Origin of the sequence: Myxococcus sp. CA056 (assembly GCF_013336715.1) — a bacterium.
GTDB lineage: Bacteria > Myxococcota > Myxococcia > Myxococcales > Myxococcaceae > Myxococcus > Myxococcus llanfairpwllgwyngyllgogerychwyrndrobwllllantysiliogogogochensis.
In genome coordinates, this window is record NZ_JABUMT010000011.1 from 251667 (window position 1) to 274672 (window position 23006).

Here is a 23006-nt window from a genome sequence, read left to right on the forward strand (position 1 = left end):
GTGTGGACTCAGTCCGGAAGAGGGGCCTGTCGCGGTGTGCCCAGAATCTCCAGGGTGCGCAGCGCCACCTGGATGAGCGTCTGGGCGCACGGCTCACAGCCGCCGCCACAGCACCGGGGCCAGCGGCCCTCGGGGTTGCGCAGCAGAGGGCGCACACAGGACTGGTAGTAGCTGGGCAGGCCCAGCTCCTCACTGGCGCGAGCCAGCGCGGAGTCGAGCGGCGACGGTGTGGACTCGGTGACGTCGGACACACCTGCTTCATAACAGCGGAGCGACGGTCAGCGCAGCGGGGGGCGGCTGGACGGCCCACCCCTCCTGCTCCGAAAGAAAAGCAGAGGCGATGGCCGCCACCAGGCAGGCGCTCACAGCAACACCCCTTGGGTCGGTCCCGAGGGTGCCCCTGACTCGGGTTGACACCGGACGCACCAGTGCGTGTTCCGGCCGCCGACCCGAACATGGGTAATCGGCGTGCCGCAACTGGGACACGGCGCGCCGGTGCGCTCGAAGACATTGCGCCGGTGCTTCGCCTGTCCCTTCACGCCGAACAAATCCCGCTGCGTGCCCCGGAGCGACAGCCCCTCTTCGAGCACCGCGCGCATGGCACGATGCAGCCGCGTCACTTCGTCACGAGCGAGGGAGGCCGCCAGGCGACGTGGATCCAGCCCCGCCTTCCACAGGCTCTCGTCCGCGTCCCGATTCCCCAGCCCCGCGACGACACGCTGATTGAGCAGCACCGTCTTGAGCGGGCTCTTGCGACGTGACAGCCGACGCGCCAGGTGGTCCGAGGTGAAGTCGTCGTCGAGCACCTCCGGCCCCAGCTCCTCGAGCTTCAGGCGCGAGGTCAGCTCGGCGGTGCGGGCCACCGCCACACGCGCATACCCCAGCGTGTCCGTGAGCCAGAGCGCCTCCTCCCCATCAAGTGTCATGACAACCAGACTCTCGGGTGGCGACTCACTTCCCACGGGCCGCAGCGACAACGTGCCCCAGAGCATGAAGTGCAACGCGAGCGTCTGTCCGTCGTCCAGCGACAGCAGGATGAACTTCGCCCGACGACGCGCACCGGTGATGCACCGACCCCGCAGCGCGGCGAGGAACTCCGGCGGCGACGGGAAACGAACCGCCTCCGGGACGAGCACTTCGACGTCCGTGATTCGGCGCCCCACGACTGCCTGTCGCAAGTCCCGGGCGATGATTTCGACTTCGGGAACCTCGGCCATCTCGGGTTGATGCCTCCGCGCATCCACTGTCGCGCGTCCCAGGCTCCGAGCCAGCCAGGACCGCTTCATTCCCGCATGCCCGGCAGGGCTTCAGGCGAGCGCGTCCCCCGGGCGCAAGCGCTCACTCACCACCCCAGGAGGCTGGGAAATGCGAGCCACGCGACACCGAGGATGTGTCTCATTTCACGACTGACGCGTCAGTGTTCACCACGAGCCCCAGGAATGACGCGTCCATTCGAGATGACGCACGTCGCGCCAGGCGTGAGCCCGCGCCAAGCGCTCACAATCCCTTGCTCACGAAACCGCGCGCCGCATGGCCCGGGACTTGGAATGCGGAGTCACCGCGCGAGCGCGGCTCGGCTCGCGTCAACCCGCACCCCATTGGATTGACTCGCCATGCTGCTCTCGTTTCGACAGGCATCCTCGCGTCTCATGCTGGGGGCCATGCTGGTCACCGGCACCCAGTTCCACGACTGTGACCCATCGCCGCCCACTCATCCACCGCCCCCCATCGTCCGTCCCGCCAACGCCATCGCGGGCCAATACCTCTTCTTCTTCGACCCAACCCTGGTGACACCCGACCAGGTCCAAACCGTGGCGCAATACCTGACGCAACGCTTCGGTGGCACCATCCTCGCCTACTTCGATGCGGGCTCACTCGGCTTCTCGGCCAACGGATTGACCGACGCCTCCGCCACCGTCATCGCCAGCGACCTGCGCGTCATCGCGCTCGGCCAGGATGGCTATGTCGACGTGGAGGCCGTGCAGACCAATGCGCCCTGGGGCCTGGACCGGCTCGACTCCCATCCCCTGGCGTTGGACCAGCGCTACGAGCAGACCACCACCGGCCAGGGCGTGCACGTGTACGTCCTCGACACCGGCATCCGAGCGTCACACGCGGACTTCGGAGGCCGTGTCAGTGGAGGCATGACGGCCATCTCGGATGGGAACGGCACCAATGACTGCCAGGGCCACGGCACCCATGTGGCGGGCACCATTGGCGGCGCGACGTGGGGCGTCGCCAAGAATAGCCGGCTGCACCCAGTGCGGGTGCTGGCCTGTGACGGCCGAGGCAGCTACAGCGGCATCATCAACGGCATCAACTGGGTGACCAAGAACCACCAGAAGCCGGCGGTGGCGAACATGAGCCTCGGCGGTGGCGCCTACTCCCTGCTGGACGACGCCGTGCGGGCCTCCATCAACGCGGGCATCACGTATGTCCTCGCGGCCGGCAACAGCGATGCGGATGCCTGTCAGTCGAGTCCGGCCCGCACGCCAGAGGCCCTCACGGTGGCGGCCTCCGACATCCAGGACCGGCGCGCCACATTCTCCAACTGGGGTGCCTGCGTGGACCTCTTCGCACCCGGCGTGGGCATCCGCTCCACGAGCAACACGTCCGACACCGGAACGCGAGACCTCAGCGGCACCTCCATGGCGTCGCCCCATGTCGCGGGCGTGGCCGCGCTCTATCTGGAGAAGAACCCCACCGCGACTCCCGCGCAGGTGTCGCAGGCCGTGCTGAATGGAGGCACGGCGAACGTCATCCAGGACGTGAAGGGCTCGCCCAACAAGATGCTGTACTCGCTCATCGTCCCGCCCGACTCGGAGTACGTGGTCATCCCGGCGCCGCCGCAGACGACGCCCAAGCAGGTCGCCGTGGGCGCGTCGAACATCGTCTGGCTGCTGGACACCACGGGGCGACACTGGAAATGGGATGGCTCGACGTGGGTCAACCAGGGCTGCTGCGTCACCGAGCTGGCCGCCGCGGCCGATGGTGAACTGTGGGCCACCAACCCTCCGGACGGAATGCGGGTGTTGCGATGGGACGGCACGCGGTGGACCTTCAACATCCCGGCTGGGATGAAGCAGGTCACCATCGCCAATGCGAACACGGTGTGGGGCCTGGGCAATGACAACACCCTGTACCAATACACCGGCTCCGCCTGGTCCCCGAAGCGCTGCTGCGTGGAGCGCATCTCCGTCGGCACCGATGGCGAGCTGTGGGCCACCAATCCTCCGGATGGTCTGCGCGTGCTGCGCTGGGATGGCACCGAGTGGACGTTCAACATCCCGACCGGGATGACCTACGTCTCCGTCGGCAGCGCGTCCGTCATCTGGGCCCTGAACCCCGCGGGCAATGTCTTCCAGTGGAGCGGCTCCGCCTGGACGCCCAGGACCGGCACCTTGAAACAAATCTCGGCGGCCTCGGACGGCACCGTCTGGGGCATCTCGGGTCAGGACGAAATCGTCCGCCGACGCCCCTGACGCGCCGGGTACCCCGGGTGAGTCACCGGCACCCGGGGTGCCCTTCCCCACGAGTCCGCGTGGGCGGCCTTCACCGGCGTGGAGGTCCTCTTCCAGAGCCGGGAGCGCTACCACGGCGTCGGCATCGCTCACGTGACACGCGCGTCCGCCAGGTGCGGCCAGAACCTGGAGGACGCCCTCGACGGAGGGCTCAGCCGCGCACCACCACCTCGCGCACCTCGCGAGACACCTCGCGCACGTCCACCTTCACGTCGAGGAAGTGCGCCATCGTCTCCAACTGCGTCACCGAGTGCCCGTCCAGCGGCAGCGTGCGGAACTCCCCGCCCCGCGCCAGCGCGAACAGCAGGAGCAGCTGGTCGCACAGGTGCTCGCCCACCGGGACTTCCGCCGCCAGGTAGCGCTTCACCTCGCCAGCCGCCTCTTCCGCCACGACCTCCGCGCGCTTGCCTCGCTCCCCGAAGGCCGTGAAGACCTCGGTGACGTGCTCGCTCTCCACCTCCACCACCAGCGCGTTGCCCGGGCCCGTGGTGCGCTTGAGTTCCTCCACCCGCAGCTCGTCCGGACGCCACTTGAGCAGTGCCCCCGCCGTCTCCATCTCCCGCTTCGCCACGTCGAAGGGAATCATCGCCACCACCGCCTTCGCGTCGCGGCGCAGCACCCGCCCCCGCTCCAGCAGCGAGAGGGGCTTCATGGGCGCCGGCCGCACGTCCACGTGGAACTTCCCGCCACCCGCCGGGAAGAAGCCGGGACGCTCCAGCGTCGCCGTGACGGTCGGCCCCAGCTTGCGCAGAATCGGCAGGTACGCCCGGGCGAGGAAGTCGAACGGCGGCGCCGCCGGGTTGTGCGTCCCGCCCTCCAGCCTCAACGTGGACGGCTCCGTCGCGGCCAGCAGCGCGGGCAGCACTGTCTGCAGCACCAGCGTCGCGCTGCCCGCCGTGCCCACCGCGAAGTGGTAGTTGCCCGCGGCCAGCGCGCGCGGACGGAACGTCAGCTCCTTCGAGCCCAGCTCCGCGCCGGACACCTCCGCCGCGCCCACCGCCTCCGCGGCCTTCACACCCGTCAGGTGCTGGCGCAACAGGCCCGGCTTCGCGCGGCCCGCGCGGATGTTCGTCATCGTGAAAGGCGTCCCCGTCACCAGCGACAACGACAGCGACGTGCGCAGCACCTGGCCGCCGCCCTCTCCCCTTGAACCATCGATGCGCAGCATGTGTCTCGTCTCCTGCTTTTCCCACGCCTCACGGCCCCACCCGGGCATTCTGACACCCTTCCCAAAATAGCGGCGCCCGCTCCCCCACCACTGGCGGCCTTTCGGCCTCTTGGGGGGAACGGGCGCCTCGGTGTCGTCATCCCGGCATGGCCACCTCGCGTGTTGGGGGTTGTCGTGGTCCTTCGGCTACCCCTTCACACAGACGACCTGCTTGAGCGTGTGGACCACTTCAACCAGGTCCGACTGCGCCGCCATCACCGCATCGATGGGCTTGTACGCCGCCGGCGTCTCGTCAATCACGTCCACGTCCTTGCGGCACTCCACGCCCGCCGTCGCCTTCGCGTGGTCCTCCAGCGTGAAGCGCTTCTTCGCCGCCTCACGCGACATCACCCGGCCCGCGCCGTGGCTGCAGGAATGGAAGCTGTCCGCGTTTCCCTTCCCTCGGACGATGTACGAACGCGCCCCCATGCTGCCGGGGATGATGCCGAGGTCACCCTCGCGCGCCCGCACCGCGCCCTTGCGCGTCACGAAGCAGTTCTTCCCGTAGTGGTGCTCACGCGCCACGTAGTTGTGGTGGCAGTTCACCGCCGACTCGGACAGCGAGAACGGAGGCAGCTCACCGCTCAACTGCAGGGCATCCACCGCGCCTCGCAGCATCAGCTCGCGGTTCATCGCCGCGTAGTCCTGCGCCCAGCTCACCGCGAAGACGTAGTCATCGAAGTGCTCCGTCCCCTCCGGCAGGTACGCCAGGTCCGCGTCGGGGAGGTTGATATGCCAGCGGCGCATGTCCTCCTTCGCCAGCTCGATGAAGTAGCTGCCGATGCGGTTACCCACGCCACGCGAACCGGAGTGCAACATCAGCCACACGCCATCCGACTCGTCCAGGCACAGCTCGATGAAGTGGTTACCCGTCCCGAGCGTACCGAGGTGCGCCAGGTCCGGCCCACGGCCGATGCGAGGGTGCTTGGCGACGACGCGGTCATACCCCTCCATCAACCGCGACCACACCTGCTGATGCGAAGCCGGAGCCACGCGCCACGCGCCGACGTCGTTACGGCCACCGTTATCCGAGCGGCCATGCGGCACCGCGCGCTCGATGGCCGAGCGAACCCCACGCAGCGAGTCCGGGAGCTGGTCCGCGCGCAGCGTGGTGCACACGGCGATCATCCCGCAGCCGATGTCCACACCCACCGCCGCCGGAACCACCGCGCCCACCGTGGGGACGACGCTACCGACCGTCGCGCCGTAGCCGCGGTGCACGTCCGGCATCACCGCCACCCACTTGTGGATGAAGGGCAGGCCGCGCAGGTTCCGGAGCTGCTTCTTGGCCTCGTCCTCGAACGGCACTCCCATCGTCCACGACTTGATGGGGCGACCCGCCTCGTCCGACAGCACCTCGTAGCTCACCTTGTTGCGCTCCATGGCCTTCACCTTTCGGTCGTTCGCCCGGGCTCTGTTTCCCGGGCACGGAGGGACGTAGAGCAGCCGGCGTGCCAACCCTTTCTCCGAGGGAAGCGCCCCGAGGCGGCTGGTCATTCCTATCCCTTGGGATAAAGTCCTATTCGAATGGCGAAGACACGGGCGAAGCAGACGGTGGTCCTGGGGATGCTCGGGACGACGCTGGACACGGGGCAGGGCCCCGGGCGGTGGACGAAGTGGCGGCCCACGGTGGCGCTGTGCCAGCAGGACGACCTCGTCGTTCACCGGCTGGAGTTGCTGCACCCGCCTGGAGCGGCGGCGCTCGCGGGCACGCTGGTGGGCGACATCCGCCAGGTGTCTCCGGAGACGTCCGTGCGCGCCACGCCGCTGGACATCAAGAACCCGTGGGACTTGGAGGAGACCTACGGCGCGCTGCTCGACTACGTGCGCGCCTACCCCTTCAACCCGGAGGAGGAGGACTATCTCGTCCACATCACCACGGGCACGCACATCGCGCAGATCTGCATGTTCCTCCTGGTGGAGAGCCGGCTCATCCCCGGCCGACTGGTGCAGCTGTCACCGGCCGGGCGGGACAGGACGGGCACGGGCGCGGGCACGCACACGCTCATCGACCTGGACCTGTCGCGCTACGACACGCTGGCCACGCGCTTCCAGCAAGAGCAACGCGAGGGCCTGTCCTTCCTCAAGGCCGGCATCGACACGCGCAACGCCGCCTTCAACCGCATCATCGAGCGAATCGAGCAGGTGGCCACCCAGTCGCGAGCGCCACTGCTCATCACCGGCCCCACGGGCGCGGGCAAATCCCAGCTGGCCCGGCGCGTCTACACGCTCAAGAAGACTCGCGGCACCGTCAGCGGGCCGTTCGTGGACCTCAACTGCGCCACCCTGCGCGGTGACGGCGCCATGTCCGCGCTCTTCGGCCACGTGAAGGGCTCCTTCACCGGAGCGCTCCAGGACCGGCCCGGTTTGCTGAGACAGGCCCACGGCGGCGTGCTCTTCCTCGACGAGATTGGCGAGCTGGGCGCGGACGAGCAGGCCATGCTGCTGCGCGCGCTGGAGGACAAGCGGTTCCTGCCCGTGGGCTCGGACCGGGAAGTGGAGAGCGACTTCCAGCTCATCGCCGGGACCAACCGGGACCTACAGGGGGACGTCGAGCAGGGGCGCTTCCGGGAGGACCTGCTCGCGCGCATCAACCTGTGGACCTTCCGGCTGCCCGCCCTGCGCGAGCGTCCGGAGGACATCCCGCCCAACCTCCTCTACGAGCTGGACAAGGCGTCGGAGGCGATGGGCGCGCGCATCACTTTCAACAAGGAAGCCCAGGAGCGCTTCCTGCGCTTCGCCACCTCGCCCGATGCCCGGTGGTCCGGCAACTTCCGCGACCTCAACGCCGCCGTGCTGCGCATGGCCACGCTCGCTCCCGGAGGCCGCATCACCCGCGACGTGGTCGACGAGGAGCTGGAGCGACTGCGCGCGCAGTGGCGCACGGGAGGCTCGCGCCCCGGGCCTTTGCAGCCCGTGGGCTCCGCAGACCGTGTCGCCGAGGTGCTGGGTGAAGCGCTGGCCCAGGAGCTGGACAGGTTCGACCGCGTGCAGCTCGCGGACGTGCTGGGGGTCTGCCAGGGCGTGCGCTCGCTGTCCGAAGCCGGGCGCGTGCTGTTCTCCCAATCCCGCGCGAGGAAGGCGAGCGTCAATGACGCGGACCGCCTCAAGAAGTACCTCGCGCGCTTCGGCCTCACCTGGGCCGACGTCAGCGGGGCGGCGGGCCCGGACTGATGAAGCCGAGGGCGGCGCGGAAAAAAGCACGCCCATGCGTCAAGGGTGGTGACGCTCGGCGTCTTCATCGGTGTTCCACGAAGAAGGGGGGCCGTGAGCCGGACGGGCCTTCGACGGGACCACCGCCATGCCTACGCCTCACCGCACCCTCGTGCTTCACCGCTGGAGCGCCGCGTGGCTCGTCGCCACCGCCCTGCTCCTGACCGGGATGCGCGCCGGGGCGCAGGTGCGCGAGCCCGACAACTTCCTCGCCACCTCCGTCACCTTCTCCTCCGCGCCCCGACTGCGGCACGTCTCCACGCGCCACGTCTCGCCCACCCTCGCCGCCGGCTTCCGTGTCTCCGAACACGGTCAGCTCCGGCTCGACTGGGGGCTGCCCTACACCGCGCTGAAACCCGAGGGTGGAGTGGAGGGCACCACGAGCCACGTTGGCTCGTCCAACCTGCTCGTGGGCCTGCACCATGTCCGCACGTTCGCGGATGACAGCCTGTTCGTCCGCATTGGCGCGGGCGTCGCCCTGCCCCTGGCCCGCCATGAGGACGCCGACATCATCGGCTCCCGGAGGGTCGAGACGGAGGGCGTCAACTACGCCACCGCCGCCGCCGTGCGGGGGCTGGCGGACCCGTGGCTGTGGGCGCTCGACACCACGTCCGTGGTGCTGCCCATGGCCGTGGGCGTGGACCTGCCCGGCTTCCAGGCCCGCGCCGACGTGGCGCTTGGCATGCTCATGCCCGTGTCCCGCTCCGCGCGCGACACCCACTTCGTCGCGCAGGCCAGCGTCGAGGCCTCGCTCGGCCTTGGAATGCTCGAGCCCGGCGTGCGCGCCCAGGTCGTCTCGCCCCACCTCACCGAGGCGACGTGGGACGGAGAGGACTCCCAGCTCTCCCTGGAGCCCTTCGTCCGCGTGCGGCTCGGCCCCGCGTTCGCTCGGGCTGGCGTGCGCATCGATTTGGGCGCTCCCGAGTCGAGCCCCGCGCCCAGCGCCTCACGCATGTGGGCACTGGGGATGGGGTTGGGCGTGGCGTTCTGAAGCCCCTCTACTTGATGAGGTAGAAGGCTTCCTGACGCGGCACGAAGAACTTCCAGCCCTCGTGCGTGAGGTAGGCCGGGTCCTCCTCCATCACCGCCACCTTCTGTCCGTCCCACTCCGGTACGGGCGTGGCCGTGTTCAGCTCGATGGCGATGTATGAGCCTTCTCGCAACGGCTTCGGTGTGTCCTTGCGCGTCGACGAGCGGAAGTCGATGGAGGCGCCGAGCGCGTGGCCGTGGTTGCCCAGGGGATGGCTGTACACCTGCGCCTCGATGCCACGCGCCGTCATCTCCGCCATCGTCTCGTCATACACTTCCGCGGACGAGCGGCCCGGCCGGGAGGCCCGCACCATCAACACGTCCTGGAGCGCGTTCGTGTTCGCCAGCGCGTTCTTCAGGCCCTCGGGCGCGTCCGTCTCACCGTCGCGCAGCACATAGGCCATCTTCTGCCAGTCGGTGTGCAGCCCCAGGTAGCTGATGCCGAAGTCCACGTGGATGAGGTCGCCGCGCTCGATGACCAGTTCCTCCTTCGCCACCGCGAGGAAGCCTCGGGACTTCGCGGGGATGCCACCCTTGCGCTGCACGCGCATGTCCGGCTGGAACCACGTGCCCACGCCCAGCGCGCCCAGCCTGTCGTAGAGCCAGCGGCGCACGTCCCCCACCGTCGTCTTCCCCGGCACGATGACCTTCGAGGAGAAGGCCTCCTTCACGATGGCGTCCGTCAACTCCACCATCCCCTTGTAGGGCTCCCACTCCTCGGGCAGCCGCGTGTCCAGGTACTCCTCGATGAGCGGCGCCGCGCTCACGAAGCGCGCCTCCGCCTCCGCGCCGAACGCGTCCAGGAGGTAGGCATAGCCATCCTTCGTCAGACTGCGCGTCACGCCCCGCTTGCCGCCGATGCCCAGCGCAATCGCCTTGGGTTGGTAGCGCGAGTCCAGCGACTTCAAGGCCTCGGGGGCGGACTGTCCCTCCTCGGGTGCCTCGAAGAACTTGAGGATGGACTCCTCCGCGTAGCCCGTCAGCGCCACGCGCTTCAGGCCCTCCGCTCCCGCGTCCACGAAGACGAAGATGTCCCGGTTGCCCGCGTACGGACGCGGCGGTGCCACGAATTGCGTCAGCGGATCATCGTTGAACTCCTCGTTGACGATGATCCACATGCCCACGCCGTGCCGCCGCATCATCTCCAGCAGCAGGCCATGGCGCTTGTCCAGCCAGTCCTCCCGCAGCGCGATCTGCTGGGACAGGGACAACAGCTGGGGCGTTTCAGCTTTCTGTGCCGCGCACCGAGAGCCGGTACAGGCGGCCAAGAACAAGAGCGGCAAGGCCGCCCACTTCAGCAGGGTCATGGGGGACTCCGAGTCGAGCTGGAGTCACACCCTAGCTCCCGTCCCCCCAACGCCGAAGTCCCCCACCCCCGGAGCCCTTGGAGACTCCGGAGGCGGAGGACCTGGGGCGCGTCCTGCCACCTGCTCCCTCGTCCGCCGCATCTGGCCCTCTTCGGATGACGCCCCCCACGACCCACTTGGTCCTGCGCGTCGTCTCCCCCACCACTACGACGCCATCCGATTGAGGTGGATGGTCGTCCCCCGACGCCATCCGCCAGCATGATGCGTTTCCCCGAACCCTCGCGCCGTGAATCTCAATAACTGGCGATCTGGAAATCCAGGTCGTCACCCAGGAGGAGCTCGGTCCGCGCCTCCTCCTGGTCCTGCTCATCCCCCCCAAAAACGCCCCCCCCCGCCCGACCCGCCTCCCACTCGCCCCCGTCCGCCAACGCCCCCCAGGTCCCCCCACCCGCTCCACGCCCATCCTCCGGTGCCCACATCCCATGGGTGTCACCATGGCCCCGCGCGTCACCTCGGAACATCACTCCCCCCTGTCGCGATGCAGTCGAAGCAGCCGTACTCCCCCGTCGCCGCCCTCTTCCTTCTGAAATACGTTCCGAGCCTTTTTCCTTGAGCGTCCTTGTTCAAAAAAATCGGGGCGCCTCCCCCCGGAAACGCCCCGAAAAACAAGCAACTCTCCAGTAATTCAGGAGAGTCATGAAACGGCTGTTACGTGTTTCAGCGCTCGTCGTTGGCGGCCGGCTCGTCCGCCGGAGGAGGCGGGGGCAACGAGAGCCTGGCGGAGAAAACAGGCGTCGCCTCCTCCCCGGTCGGCGCGCGAAGGCCCCGATCCTTCTCCGGCGGTGGATCCGGAATCTCCTGGGCAACGAGGCCCGCGCTGGTCTTCCCCGAATTTGAATTCAGCATGTGAGAATCCCCCCCTGTTCGATGTTTCAAGACGCGACGCGCCGTCAGGTCGACGGAGCGTCACCTCCAGAACGCGGGGGGTCGGAATCCTTGATGACGTGTCGACACGTCACTCGAACAGGAGGACCTGTGCGGGCCAGGTTGCCGCCGGCTCGCGGGCCAGCCACGCCAGGCGCTCGTCGCGCAGGGCCCGGGAGGCCGGGGCCCCCGCGCGGATGCGCTCGCGTACGGACTCGAAGAAGCGCCCCGCCGTATCGGGAATGTCACCGGTGGAGGCGAGCACGGTGCGCGCCCCTGCCTCGATGAAGGCCACCGGCAGGCTCACCGTTTCGTGAAGGAAGGGCGCGGCGCGAGCAGCCCCACACGCCGCGAGCAACACCAGGGGGGCGCCGGCGAGCGGCTGCTCCCGCACCTGGTTCGCCGCGAGCGCGTACCGTCCATCCTCTTCCGGCGCGAGCACCAGCAGCGAGGAGTCCGACAGCTCCGAGCTGAAGAGGCCGTGCGTGTGGAGTTCAATCTCGCGCGCCTCCGCCATCTCACGAAGCACGCGCGACGGGGTGGCCGCCGCGCCGCGCAGCTCCACTCGCAGCGGGTCCGGCACACGAGGCGCCTCCAGGGGCGAAAGCTTCTCCAGCCCGAGCGCTGGCGGCGCGTCCACGCCCGTGACGACCAGGTGGCGGCCGCCCTGGACCCGCGCCTCGGGAACGGGCCCGGGGCGCCCCACGCGGTAGCTCCAGGCCAGGTCCGCGGGCAGCAGTCCCGGCAGGCCGTGCACGGGCGGCAAGGCCAGCACGTCCACGTGCTCGCATCCGCGGAGCGCCGCCACCAGCCTCGATGGAACGAGCCCGTCGGCCGTCCCGTGCAGGGACGAGGAACGCCGGTCGTCATAGACGCCCGACAGCGCGCCCGCCGCGTCGCGTACGGTCGTCACCGTGCGCTCGTGGTCCACGGACACCGCGAGCACACAGCGCTCCGGGACGGGCACCCGGAGGGCCTGCCCCATCAGCGCCAGCACCTGCTCCTGGACACCGGAGCGGGCCGCGTCGCTCACCAACACGCCGTACGAGAAGACCCGGGCCTTGCGAGCGTCCACGTCCCGAGGAAGCGCCTCCGCCGCGTCGATGGCGCCATGCAAGAGTTCCCGCCCCGACGCCCGCTCCCGCTCCAGCATGAACTGACCGTCCAGGAACGTCAGCAGCGCCAGCTCCCCTGGCGTGCGCGAGCCGCGGCGCAGTTCGTCGAGCGTGCGCCGCAGCAGGTCCTCGTCGCGGACCTCCGCGCCATGGCGGGCCAGATACGAGAGCACCCATGCGCCCGACATGCCCAGGGGGCGTCCACAGCGGGTGGCCTGCTCCAGCTCCTCGCGGGCCTCGTCCGGGCGGAAGTCGGACCAGGCCACGATGGCGAGGTTGCGGTGCACATACGTGCGCTGTTCGCAGTCATCCGGGATGCGTGACAGGGACTCGCGCAGGAAGGCCCGCGCGCTGGCCGCGTTGTGGCGAAGGCGGGCGATCTGCGCCATCTCCTGGAGGAACTGCTGCTCCAGGTTCCACTCCCCCAGCTCCCGCGTCAGGCGCCAGCCGTCACGCGCTTCCTCCAGCGCGTCCGCCTGCCGGTGCAGTCGCACGAAGAGGTCCGCCAGCCGTCGTCGCAGCATCGCGCACCGGTACGCCAACCCCCGTCCCGAGCACGACGACAGCGCCGCGCGCAGCCGCTGCTCCGCCTTCCACGGTTCGCCCGCGTGCTCCTCCCGGACGGACAGCTCACGCTCGGCCAGCAGCACCAACCAGGGGTCGCCTCCGGCCCGGGCGATGCGCTCGAAGTCGTCCAGGTGGCGCGCCACCACGTCCAGCGCCACGAGCGCGCCCAGGTACAGGTCGTCCTCTCCGGAGCGCCGCAGCATCTCCAGGAACGCGCCCGGCGAGGGATGCTCACCCCTCAGCAGTCGCGCATAGTCTCGCGCCAGCGGACCTCGGCGCTGGAAGTCCGCGCGCGCGACGGCCTGCACGGTGTCGCGCAGCGTGGAGCCGCCCTGCACCTCGTCCAGCACCTCCGCGAGCGGCAGGAGCCGCAGCGCCGCCTCGCGCGTGGTCGCCGTCCTCAACGCGTCGTAGAAGGACAGCCTCACCACGCCCGGGAAGCGACGGGCCTCGGCCAGCGGCAGACGCGCGCCTTGCATCGTGGTCAGGTTCTGCGCCGCCGCCCTTGCGTCTTGGAAGTCCCGCGAGCGCAGCAACGTCTCGCTGCGCAGCGCCTGGGAGCGCACCCGGGCTTCCTCGCTCCACCCGGCCTCCCCCAGCTTCACCACCGCGTCGAAGGCCTCCGCGGCCTGGAGCGTCAGCCCCAGCTCCCGCAGCACCAACGCCCGGTTCCACAGCGCCTGTGGATGGTCCGGCGACTTTCGCAGCACGGTCTCCAACTGCTCCAGCGCGTCCTCGCGTCGCCCCTGCTCCAGCGCGATGACCGCCAGGTCGCTGTCGCGGTCCAACGACGCGGGCGTCCGTCGCAGGAAGTCCGCCGCCTGCCGCACGTCCCTGCGCACGAGGTAAGCGGCGGCGATGCCATGCAGGTCGCCCCGGTCCTCCAGCTCCGCCAGCTCGCGCAGCGGCAGGGGCGCCGTCACCACGGGAGCCTCGGGCCCGGCGCGCATCGGCACGTAGGGGCGATACCCGTCCGCCCGTGAATAGGAGACCCGCGCCTCCAGCGCGCGCTGCGTCGCATGGGCCACCCACACCTCGGGCGACGTGTCCCTCGCGCGAGGCACGGCCAGCACCAACACCAGGAGCCCCGCGGCCAGCGCCACCGCTCCCGCGGCCCACCAGCCCACCGGGCCCCTCCGCGCGGGCAACACCGAGCGCAGCCGCTGGTGCCACGCGGGCTTCGGCCAGGGCGGCGCGGGCCACGCCGGGGACGTCTCGAAGCGCGGCGCTTCTTCCACCTCCTCCTCGAGGGGCAGCCCCTCCGGGTGGAGTGCCTGGAAGCCAAGCAGCTCCAGCTGCATCGCCTCGTGCAGCCCGGACGCGCACATTCCGCAGCGAGCCAGGTGGTGGCGGAAGTTCTCCTCGTCCACCGGGGGCAATTCGCCATCCAGGAACAAATACAACCGATGACACGGAGGGCTCATGCCATCCCCCCACCATCCGTCAGCGGCATCAGCAGCTCGCGCAGCTCCTTGCGCGCCTGGAACAGCCAGCTGCCCACGGTGCCCTCGGGCACGCCCATGCGATGGGCGATGGCGCGGTAGCGCAGTCCCGTGGCGTGCAGCTCGAACGCCTCACGCACGCGCGGATTGGGCAGCCGGGAAATGGCCTGGACCAGGTCCGCGTCGGTGATGCGCTCCCACATCTCGCCCGTTCTCGCGTCGGGAGACTCCACGTCCTCCCGCACCAGACGGATATCCCGGCGCTCCTGCTCCAGCAGCTCCGTCCGCCTCCTGCGGCACTGGTCCAGGAAGTGATTGGTGAGCGCCCTGCACAGCCACGCCCGGTACACGGGCTCTGGCTGTGAGGACAAGGTGGCATGGTGGACAAGCGCCCGGACAAGCGCTTCCTGCGCCAGATCCTCCGGGTCGATGCCACCCTGGCCGCACAGACGCCTCGCCAGGGCCACGAGCATGGGCCTGACGCGCTGAGCGAACTCCTCGAAACCTTCGTGTGCCACGGCGGCACTGTAGGCCACGGTGAATCGCTTCACCGAGGCATTGCGATGGTCCTTCATCGACCCCTCGCCCTCCTTCCACGCCCACTCGAAACGCAGCCACCCCGAATCCTTGGGTCGCCGTCTGGAAACCGACGCAACCACGCCGGTTTCCGCCAGCTCCCGGACACCAGTGCAGCCCCCAGGGCGGAGTCGACCCGCCACCGGAAGGACACCGCGTCTGCTCCGCTCCACCACTTGCTTGGACGCCCCACGAACGGGAGACATCCGCGAAGCGTTCTGGCCGCCGCGCTCGTCCCGCTCAGCCCGGAGGACCGGTGGGAGGAGGGTCCCTCACGTCGGGACGGGCGGCCGCCGGAGGAGTGTCGGACTCGTCTCCGTGGACATCCCCCTCCACCTTCGGCTCCTGCTCCGGAGCGGTCCCGCTCACCGCGGGCCCTTGCAGCGCGGGCGCTTCCTCCGTCGGCTTCGCGTCGCTCAAGCAGTTCGTCATGTCGCACGGCTCCTGGGGTCCGCCTTCCGCTCCCCCGCTGGATGCGGGGCGCTGGCGGCCCTCAAGCCATAGAACGCACGACGTCCTGCTTGTTGCCGGAAACCCCTCACGTCACATCCCTCGACCAGGAGCGCTCTCGCGAAGCGCTCACTCGAAGAGGAGGACATGGGACAGCCACCGCGCGTCATCGGGGTGTTCGCGCAACCACAGCGCGCGCAAGTCCCGCAGCGCCACGGACGGACGAGCCCCCGCGCGGATGCGCTCGCGCACCTTCTCGAAGAAGCCGCCCGCGGTGTCCGGAATCTCCACGGAGGCCGCCAGCACGGCGCTCGCTCCCGCCGAGATGAAGGCCACGGGCAGGCTGAAGGACTCATGCGGAAACGGCGCCGTCTTCGCCGCGCCACACGTGGCCAGCAGCACCAGCGGAGCATGCTTCAGCTTTGTCTGACGGACCTTGTCGGCGGTCAGCGCGTAGCGTCCATCCGGGTCCGGCGCGAGCACCACCATCGACGCGTCGGACAGGGAGGCGCTGAACAGCCCATGGGTGTGGATTTCGACCTCGGACGCGTCCTCCATCTCCCGCAGCACCCGTGACGGCGTGGCTTCCGCGCCTCGAAGCTCCACGCGCCACGGGTCCGGTACGCGCGGCGGCGTCAGCGCCCCCAACTTCGGCAGACGCAGGGCGGGCGGGCTCGCCACCTCGGTGACGACCAGGTGACTGGACTGTCCTCCTTGCGCGGGCAGGCTTCGCGCGCCTCGCCCCACGCGATAGCTCCACGCCAGCGAGTCCGGCAACAGGCCGGTGAGACCGTGCACGGGCGGCCGGGTGAGCACCTCCACGTGCTCGCAGCCCGTCAGCTCCTTCACGAGCCCGGCGGGAACCAGTCCGGAGGCATCGTCGCGCAGCGGCTCCCGACGGTCGGAGGAATACGCGCCCTTCAGCTCGCCCTGAGGCCCGCGCGCGAGGACCAGGGTGCGCTCGTGCTGAAGCGACACCACCAGCAGGCAGCTCGCGGGGACGGACTCGACGCGCAGCTCGCGGCCCATCAACGCGAGGGCCTCACTCCAGGCACCGGCGCGCCCCGCCTCGGAGAGAAGGGCCGAGTAGCCGAAGGCGAGCGCCTTGCGCGCATCGACGCTGTCCGGCGTGTGCTCCGCCATCGACACGCCCCTCCAGAGCAACGCCTGGCCCGCGTCTCGCGACTGCTCCAGCGCGAACTGACCCTCGAAGACGAGCAGCAACGCCTCGCGCCCGGGCGAGCCTCCCTCCCGCCGCAGGTCCGCCAGGGCCCGGCGCAACCAATGTTCGTCATGGGGCCTGGGATTGGAGCGGGCCATCTCCGACAACACCCGCGCGCCTGTCATCCCCAGCGGTCGCTCACATTCCAGCGCCCGCTCCAGCGACTCGCGCGCCGCGTCCGGGCGGAAGCGCTGCCACTCCAGCAGGGCCACGTTGCTGTGCACGTGCGTGCGCTGGGCGCAGTCCTCCGGCATGCGGACCAGCGACTCCTCCAGATAGGCGCGGGCGCTGGTGAAGGAATGTTGATAGCGCGCCACGTCCGCCAGCTCCTGGAGGAACAACTGCTCGTACCTCCACTCGCGAGACTCCTGGGCGCGGCCCCAGCCGTTCCACGCATGCTGGAAGGCGTCCGCGGGGCGGTGCAGGTCCAGGTACAGCTCCGTGAGCGCATGCTCCAGACCCAGGCAGCGATACACCAGGCCCTGCTTCTGGCAGGTGTCCAGCGCCTCCAGCAGCCGTTGCTCGGCGTTCCACCAGCGACCGTCCCGCTGGTCCGCGCGAGCCAGCTCCAGTTCGCCGAGCACCCGCATCCACGGGTCCTCGGACGCCTGCGCCAGTCGCACCAGCGCTTCCGAGTCCACCGGCTGTCGCGCCGAGCCCGCGAGCACGAGCGCGCCCAGATAGAGGTCATCCTCTCCCGAGCGGCGCAGCTCCTCCATCACCGCCCCGGAAGGCGACAGCGCGCCCAGCACGAGTTGGGCGTACCTCCGCGCCAGAGGCCCCCTTCGTGTGAAGTCCCGCTCCGCCACGCGAGACAGCCACGTCTGGAGGACGGCTCCGCCATAGCGCTCGTCCAGTGCCCGGGCCAGTGGAAGCAACCGCAGCACATCCTGTCGCCGGGGTGCCGCTCGCACCGCGTCGTAGAAGGCCAGTCGGAGGATGCCCGGATGGTCCCTCACCGCCACCAGGGGCAGCGGCGCGGACGCATCCGTCAGCAAGTCCCGCGTCGCGGCGAAGGCGTCCTTCCAGGCTCGACCGCGCCAGAGCGTGGACTCGCGCAGGGCCCGTTCGCGGGCCGAGGCCTCCTCGCTCCAGCCCACCTCTCCCAGCTTCGCGACCTCTCCGAATGAGTCCGCCGCCTGGAGCGTCAGCCCCAGCTCCGCCAGCGTCAGCGCCCTGTTCCACAGGGCCTGGGGATGTCTCGGTGAGACGCGCAGCACGCCCGCCAGCAGCTCCAGCGCCTCTTCCAGATGCGCGTGGCGCGTGTCGAGCGGCCCGCCCTGTCGCGCCTGCTCCAGCGCCAGGAGCGCCAGGTCACAGTCCCTGTCCACCGAGGGAGGCAGCCGCTTCAGGAAGGCCAGGGCCTGTCGGGGCGCACCGTGAAGCAGGTACGCGGTGGCGATGCCGTGCAGGTCTCCCCGCGCCTCCATCCTCGACAGCTCCTGCAGCGGCAGCGAGGGCACGGCGGGACGTGACCAGGCCCCGCTCCGGTCCGGGACATAGGGCTGGTAGCGCGCATCCACCGCGCGATACGTCACCCGCGCCTCCAGCGTGCGCGGGCCGTCCTTGACGAGCCAGGACAGGTCTTCGCCGCCCCAGTGGCCGGCGCTCGGGAAGAACAACAACACCGCGAGACACGCGACGAGGGCCTTGAAGCCAGACCCGCTCTCGCCGAACCAACGCCCGGTGGAAGGAGGCCGCTTCGCGGATGAAGGCGCATGCGAGGGAAAGGCCCGATGCGCCAGCAACTCCAGTTGCAGGCTCTCCCGGAAGCGAGCCTCGCAAAGCGAGCACATGCCCAGGTGCTGACGAAACCCGCCCTGCTCCGCCGCGTTCATCTGGCCGTCGAGGAACCGAGGCAGGTCCTTGCAGTCGACCGTCATCGTCCCCGCTCCCGGCGTCGACGCTCGGCCGTCTCACGCAGCAGTTCTCGAAGCTCCAGTCGAGCGTGATGCAGGCGCGCGCCCACCGTCCCCTGCGGTACGCCTGTCTCTCGAGCGATGCGCGCATAGGACATCCCTTGGAGGTACTGCTCGAAGGTCAATCGCAGCTTGGGGCTGAGGAAGGTCAGCGCCCACTTCACGTCCTCTTCACCGACGTGACACCACAGTTCGTCCTGCGCGGCCTCGTCGATGTGCTCCGCTTCCTCATGGAGTTCGAGCAGGTTGCGCAGCCGGTCCGCCTCGCTCTTGCGGCGCCGACACCGGTCCAGGAAGCAGTTCTCCGCCACCCGCCCCAGCCAGAAGCGCTGCTTGTACGACTCCCAATGCTGTAGGTGTTCCCACTGGAGCAGCGCACGCAACAACACATCGTGCACCAGGTCTTCGACCTCGTGTTCGATGCCCACGCAATACTTTCTAAGAATGGCAAACAGCGCGGGTTGGAATTGGCGAGCGAAGACCTCGAAGTCCGCCCTGGGTTCTCCAGACGGAGGCTCCACCACCCTCAATCTCGGCCGTGCTCTCATGGCCCCCTCCTTCCCTTTCAACAGAGAACGCGTCAGGTCTGCTTTATTGCCGACACGCTCTTTTCCTCACAGACACGGCATTCGAGCGACATCCGAAAGCCCTGTGGAGAAAGTGTCTACGTGAAGACAGTATGACTTCAGGAGGCGGCAGCGGCCAGGGGCACGGGCTGCGTCAAAGGGAGCGTCACGACGAAGCTCGCGCCACCCAGGGACTCGGAGCGTCCAGCCCGCACCGCGCCTCCGTGACGCTCCAGGATTCCCCGCGCGATGGCCAGCCCCAGGCCCGTCCCCGGGCGAGGTCCCTCACGGCGACGTCCCGTGACGAAGGGTTGGAACAGCCGGGGGAGCAGCTCCGGAGGGATGCCTTGGCCACTGTCCTCGACGATGACCTGGAGGGTCGCCTCGGAACGCTCGCAGCGCACGCGAAGGCGTGGCGCGGGAGTCTCGTGCAGCGCGAGCAAGGCATTCTCCAGGACAATCACAAACACTTGCGAGAGCTGGGATTGGTCGGCTTCCAGCGCCAGGGGTCCGCTGTCCGCGAGTTCGAAGGCCACGTCCGGCGCCAGCGTTCCCAATCCCTGTCGCGCGGTGGAATACGCCAGCTCCACGGTGGCCTGGATGTCCACCCGGCGCAGCTCCAGCGGCCGGGGCCGGCCATATCGCAGCAGCTCGTCCACGAAGTGCCCGGCGCGGGAGATCTGCTCACGCATGGCGGCGACCGAGTCCGCATCCACGCCCTGGCGCTCCAGGAGCTTCAGGTGCGCGGCGAGCACGCCCAGCGGGTTTCGCACCTCGTGGGCCACGGCGGAGGTGAACTGGCCCAGCTCCGCCAGTCGCGCCGCCTGGTCCGCGCGGGTCTCCTGCTCGGCCAGGGCCGCCACCAGCTCGGTGCCGGTGGCCCGACCCTTCAGGAACCGGCGCCCCAGCCATTCCTGGAGCCCCTGCCGCAGGGGCTCGAAGGCGAGCGCCGCCAGCGCCAGCAGGAAGAAGGCGCCCACCCGGTACTCGCGCAGGAAGGGTTGCCCGCTGCCCGCCATCAGCGTCAACACGCCGAAGAGGAAGCCCGCCGACAGCACCGCCGCCATCGCCGAGTAGACGAGGCTGCGCTCCAGGAGCCTTCGCTCCCCGGGAGGCTGATGCGCGTTGACCACGTGCACCAGCACCAGCAGCGAGGCCAGCACCCCGTACAGCCCGAAGGGCAGCGCGTAGCCACCCGACAGGAGCAGCGCCGTGCCCAGCCCGCCCGAGTACGCCAGCGCGCCGACGATGCCGAGGCTGCGCAACAGCGGCCGTCGCTCCGGCGTCTCGCGCGGATACGAGCGGGCCAGATGCAGCAGCGGCACCACGGCCGCGGAAACCGACAGCCCGATGACGGGCCAGAACAACGGCCCCCGCTTCATCGCGAGCGGCCCGTACAGCGCATCCGGAAAGAGCGCGCCCACGATGGTGACGACCGCCGCCACGAAGTAGGCCAGCACCACCTGCCGGTAGGAGCGCTGCCGGGTGACGTCGTACGCGACGTGGAGGTACGCGGCGGCGGTGAAGGCACCGCTGGCGGCGAAGCGCGACCCCAGCCACGCACCCTGGGGCACGCACATCAAGAGCAACGAGCCGCTCCAGAAGGCCGTGGCCAGGCAGTACAGCGTCAAGCCCCGGGCGTCACGTCCGCGCAGCGCGGCGGTGAAACACAAGAGGAGCGACACCGACAGGACGGGCACGAGGCTGTAGGCGAACAAGGGCCCCATGGACGGAGTGTGGCAGATGTTCCTAGGCTGCGCGCCCCGTCGGCGCCTCCGGGCGATTCGGCGTCACCAGGAGTCATGAGCAGTGCGGCACTTCGCCATGGTCGCGGCCGGGGCCACCCTCTGGGGGTGTTGGTCCCTCTTCCTCCGGCCCGCGGGCCTGTCCTGGGCCCAGAACGCGCTTTTGGCCCTCATCGCCATGTCGCTGCCGGTGCCCTTCCTGCTGGGCGGCGCCCCCTGGCGCGACAAGCGAGCCACCGCGGCCCTGCTCGTCGTCGGCCTGGCGGACGCGGCCAACATCAGCCTCTTCTTCGCCGCCATGAAGCGTGGCCCCGTCTCGGTGGCCGTGCTCACGCACTATCTGGCCCCCCTGCTGCTGGCGCTCGCGGCCCCCTGGGTGCTGGGCGAGCGGCGCTCCTTCCGGGCCCTGGTCGCCGCGCCCGTGACGTTGCTGGGGCTGGTGCTGCTCATCGGCCGGCCGGATGGGACGGGCGGCGCGGGCATGACGGCGGCGCTGGGCGCCGGGAGCGCCCTGTTCTACGCGGCCATCGTCCTGGGGACGAAAGCGGCGACACGGGCATATTCTCCCGTGGCGGTCGCGTCACTCCATGCGCCGGTGTCCGCGGGGGTGTTGTTGCTCATCGCCGGGGCGGACGCCTTGCCCCCGGCGCTGGATGGGGCCACGCTCCAGGTGCTCGCCGGGGGCGCGGTGTGTGGCCTGCTGGGGACCTGCCTCTTCAATGCCGGGCTGCGCCATGTGCCCACGGCGGCGGCCGGGGCCCTGACCTATCTGGAGCCGCTCACGGCCTCCCTGGTGGGCTGGGCCGTCTTCGCGGAGGCCCTCAGCCCGGTGGGGGTGGCGGGCGGACTGCTGGTGTTGGCGGCGGGGGTCTGGGTCGCCTCCGAGCGAAGGGGCGCCGCGTCAGGCGTGCCCCTCCCGTCCGCCGCGCCTTGAACCCTCCGCCGAACTCCCCACTTGCAAGGTCGGGGAATCCTTTGGTCCTCTTGGGTGAACGAAGCTCTTGCTTGCAGTGCAGCGCCTGGCGACGCCGTATGCCCATGGAAACCGCAGCAGACAGCCGTGAGTATCGCGTCCTCTTCTTCTGTCCCGCGTCCAACGCGCGACTGGAGCGGCTGGAGGCACCCGTGCGGCGATTGCTGTCACGCATCCAGGCGCCCCCCGCGGAGCTGACGCCCATCCAGGAGTCGGGCGCGCTCTCCGAGGCCGGTTGGCAGGTGTACCTGGTGCGCTCCCTCACCGAGCGCTCCGCGGCCCAGGCCATGGCCGCGTACGTGAGCGAGGCGACGTGCGCGCTCGCCGCCGAGGTCGACGCGGAGGTGCTGGGGCTCTACGTGGACGTATCCGGTGACTCGGCGCGAATCTGCCGCTGCGGGCCGGAGGACGGGCCGGAGACCTTCGCGGGCCGGAGGCAGGCGGCGCTCAACCGCACGGCCGAGTGGCTGGAGGTGGCGCCCATCCTCCTGTCCGCCATCTTCCAGCTCGACGTGCCGGACGCCGACTACGAGCCGGACGCGGATGACCGCTACGTCGAGGAGAAGCTTCGTGAGGCGCGCGTGCTGATGGAGCGATACCGTCAGGGGAAATGAGGTCTCGAACTCCGGAGGACCTCGCGGGTCGCTGTCCGCGCTGTTTTCTGCCCACCGTGTTGTGCCTGTGCGCCGAGCTGCCCGTCATCTCCACGCGCACCGAGCTGCTCATCATCCGTCACCACAAGGAGACGCTGAAGTCGACGAACACGGCCCGCATGGCCGCGCTCGCGATGCCTCGCTGTCGCATCGTCTCGTATGGCTCGCCGAGCGAGCGCTTCGATGTGTCGACGCTCGAGGACGACGGCGCCACGTGGCTCTTGTTCCCCACGACGCAGCAGGCGCCCGCGCCGGATGCCGCGCTTCCGAAGCGACTCATCGTCCTGGATGGGAGCTGGGGTCAGGCGAAGCGCATGGTGCAGCGGGTGCCCGAGCTGCGCCGGCTGCCGAGCCTGATGCTGCCTCCGCCGCCACCCGACTCACGCAGGCTGCGCAGACCGCCCCATCCGGATGGCATGTCCACGCTGGAGGCCATCGCCGGTGCCTTCGCGTACCTGGAAGGCGAGGACGTGGCGAGGCCCCTCTACGCGCTGCATGAGCTGATGATCGACCGCGTGCTCGCGAGCCGGGGACGCAGGCCCGGCGCCTCGTGTGACGAGGACGACGGGGACTGAAC

The 23006-nt window shown here is 69.8% G+C and carries 18 protein-coding genes; 6 read left to right on the plus strand and 12 right to left on the minus strand.

The features are described 5' to 3' along the window. Nucleotides 1-8: 8 nt before the first annotated feature. Both HUA76_RS33270 and mutM read right to left on the minus strand, forming a co-directional pair. Nucleotides 9-251 (minus strand): hypothetical protein, encoded by a 243-nt coding sequence (locus HUA76_RS33270; RefSeq protein ID WP_141643496.1) that lies wholly within the window; start codon nucleotides 249-251, stop codon nucleotides 9-11. Nucleotides 252-362: 111 nt separating this feature from the next. Continuing rightward, a complete protein-coding gene (gene mutM / locus HUA76_RS33275; RefSeq protein ID WP_254614642.1) occupies nucleotides 363-1286 on the minus strand; it encodes a bifunctional DNA-formamidopyrimidine glycosylase/DNA-(apurinic or apyrimidinic site) lyase in 924 nt (307 codons plus the stop codon). A 327-nt stretch (nucleotides 1287-1613) separates the two neighbouring features. Between mutM and HUA76_RS33280 the strand changes: the two genes are divergently transcribed. Beyond that, nucleotides 1614-3482 carry a S8 family serine peptidase gene (locus HUA76_RS33280; protein ID WP_254614643.1) on the plus strand — a complete coding sequence of 623 codons (1869 nt, stop codon included), beginning with the start codon at nucleotides 1614-1616 and terminating at the stop codon, nucleotides 3480-3482. Between the two features lie 190 nt (nucleotides 3483-3672). Here HUA76_RS33280 and rtcA read toward each other — a convergent pair whose 3' ends face one another. Beyond that, a complete protein-coding gene (rtcA, locus tag HUA76_RS33285; protein ID WP_174463109.1) occupies nucleotides 3673-4689 on the minus strand; it encodes an RNA 3'-terminal phosphate cyclase in 1017 nt (338 codons plus the stop codon). A gap of 186 nt (nucleotides 4690-4875) precedes the next feature. Further along, entirely contained in the window at nucleotides 4876-6111 is a 1236-nt protein-coding gene (locus HUA76_RS33290; RefSeq protein WP_174463110.1) for an RtcB family protein, read from the minus strand. Nucleotides 6112-6255: 144 nt separating this feature from the next. On the opposite strand from HUA76_RS33290, the gene rtcR reads away from it, so the two are divergent. Continuing rightward, nucleotides 6256-7902 carry an RNA repair transcriptional activator RtcR gene (rtcR, locus tag HUA76_RS33295; protein WP_141643493.1) on the plus strand — a complete coding sequence of 549 codons (1647 nt, stop codon included), beginning with the start codon at nucleotides 6256-6258 and terminating at the stop codon, nucleotides 7900-7902. 127 nt (nucleotides 7903-8029) lie between these two features. Then, on the plus strand, nucleotides 8030-8932 hold the full coding sequence (locus HUA76_RS33300; RefSeq protein WP_141643492.1) for a hypothetical protein: 903 nt from the start codon (nucleotides 8030-8032) through the stop codon (nucleotides 8930-8932). Nucleotides 8933-8939: 7 nt separating this feature from the next. Here the strand turns inward: HUA76_RS33300 and HUA76_RS33305 are convergent, their stop codons facing one another. The 8 genes from HUA76_RS33305 to HUA76_RS33340 all read right to left on the minus strand — a co-directional run bounded on the left by HUA76_RS33305 (nucleotide 8940) and on the right by HUA76_RS33340 (nucleotide 20785). Continuing rightward, the gene (locus HUA76_RS33305; protein WP_174463111.1) at nucleotides 8940-10277 is read right to left on the minus strand and encodes a M24 family metallopeptidase; all 1338 of its coding nucleotides are present in this window, start codon (nucleotides 10275-10277) and stop codon (nucleotides 8940-8942) included. A gap of 717 nt (nucleotides 10278-10994) precedes the next feature. Then, entirely contained in the window at nucleotides 10995-11183 is a 189-nt protein-coding gene (locus tag HUA76_RS33310; RefSeq protein WP_174453548.1) for a hypothetical protein, read from the minus strand. A gap of 109 nt (nucleotides 11184-11292) precedes the next feature. Beyond that, a complete protein-coding gene (locus tag HUA76_RS33315) occupies nucleotides 11293-14307 on the minus strand; it encodes a CHAT domain-containing protein (RefSeq protein ID WP_174463112.1) in 3015 nt (1004 codons plus the stop codon). Further along, on the minus strand, nucleotides 14304-14900 hold the full coding sequence (locus tag HUA76_RS33320) for an RNA polymerase sigma factor (RefSeq protein ID WP_174453546.1): 597 nt from the start codon (nucleotides 14898-14900) through the stop codon (nucleotides 14304-14306). The genes HUA76_RS33315 and HUA76_RS33320 overlap by 4 nt, the downstream gene beginning before the upstream one ends. 241 nt (nucleotides 14901-15141) lie before the next feature. Then, nucleotides 15142-15333: a hypothetical protein gene (locus HUA76_RS33325; RefSeq protein ID WP_174453545.1), complete on the minus strand. Its 192-nt coding sequence runs from the start codon at nucleotides 15331-15333 to the stop codon at nucleotides 15142-15144. Nucleotides 15334-15480: 147 nt separating this feature from the next. After that, nucleotides 15481-18456: a CHAT domain-containing protein gene (locus tag HUA76_RS33330; protein WP_174463113.1), complete on the minus strand. Its 2976-nt coding sequence runs from the start codon at nucleotides 18454-18456 to the stop codon at nucleotides 15481-15483. Further along, nucleotides 18453-19040: an RNA polymerase sigma factor gene (locus HUA76_RS33335; protein WP_141644213.1), complete on the minus strand. Its 588-nt coding sequence runs from the start codon at nucleotides 19038-19040 to the stop codon at nucleotides 18453-18455. Before HUA76_RS33335 ends, HUA76_RS33330 begins: the two co-directional genes overlap by 4 nt. A 137-nt stretch (nucleotides 19041-19177) precedes the next feature. After that, the gene (locus HUA76_RS33340) at nucleotides 19178-20785 is read right to left on the minus strand and encodes a sensor histidine kinase (protein ID WP_174463114.1); all 1608 of its coding nucleotides are present in this window, start codon (nucleotides 20783-20785) and stop codon (nucleotides 19178-19180) included. A gap of 82 nt (nucleotides 20786-20867) precedes the next feature. Here HUA76_RS33340 and HUA76_RS33345 point away from each other — a divergent pair, with 82 nt between their 5' ends. The 3 genes from HUA76_RS33345 (at nucleotide 20868) to HUA76_RS33355 (ending at nucleotide 23004) form a co-directional block, all read left to right on the plus strand. Beyond that, nucleotides 20868-21737, plus strand: coding sequence for a DMT family transporter (locus HUA76_RS33345; protein ID WP_174453542.1), 870 nt, complete (start codon nucleotides 20868-20870; stop codon nucleotides 21735-21737). Between the two features lie 104 nt (nucleotides 21738-21841). After that, nucleotides 21842-22390, plus strand: a complete 549-nt coding sequence (locus tag HUA76_RS33350) for a hypothetical protein (protein WP_141644216.1) — start codon at nucleotides 21842-21844, stop codon at nucleotides 22388-22390. Further along, entirely contained in the window at nucleotides 22387-23004 is a 618-nt protein-coding gene (locus HUA76_RS33355) for a tRNA-uridine aminocarboxypropyltransferase (RefSeq protein ID WP_174453541.1), read from the plus strand. Before HUA76_RS33350 ends, HUA76_RS33355 begins: the two co-directional genes overlap by 4 nt. The last annotated feature ends 2 nt before the right edge of the window (nucleotides 23005-23006 follow it).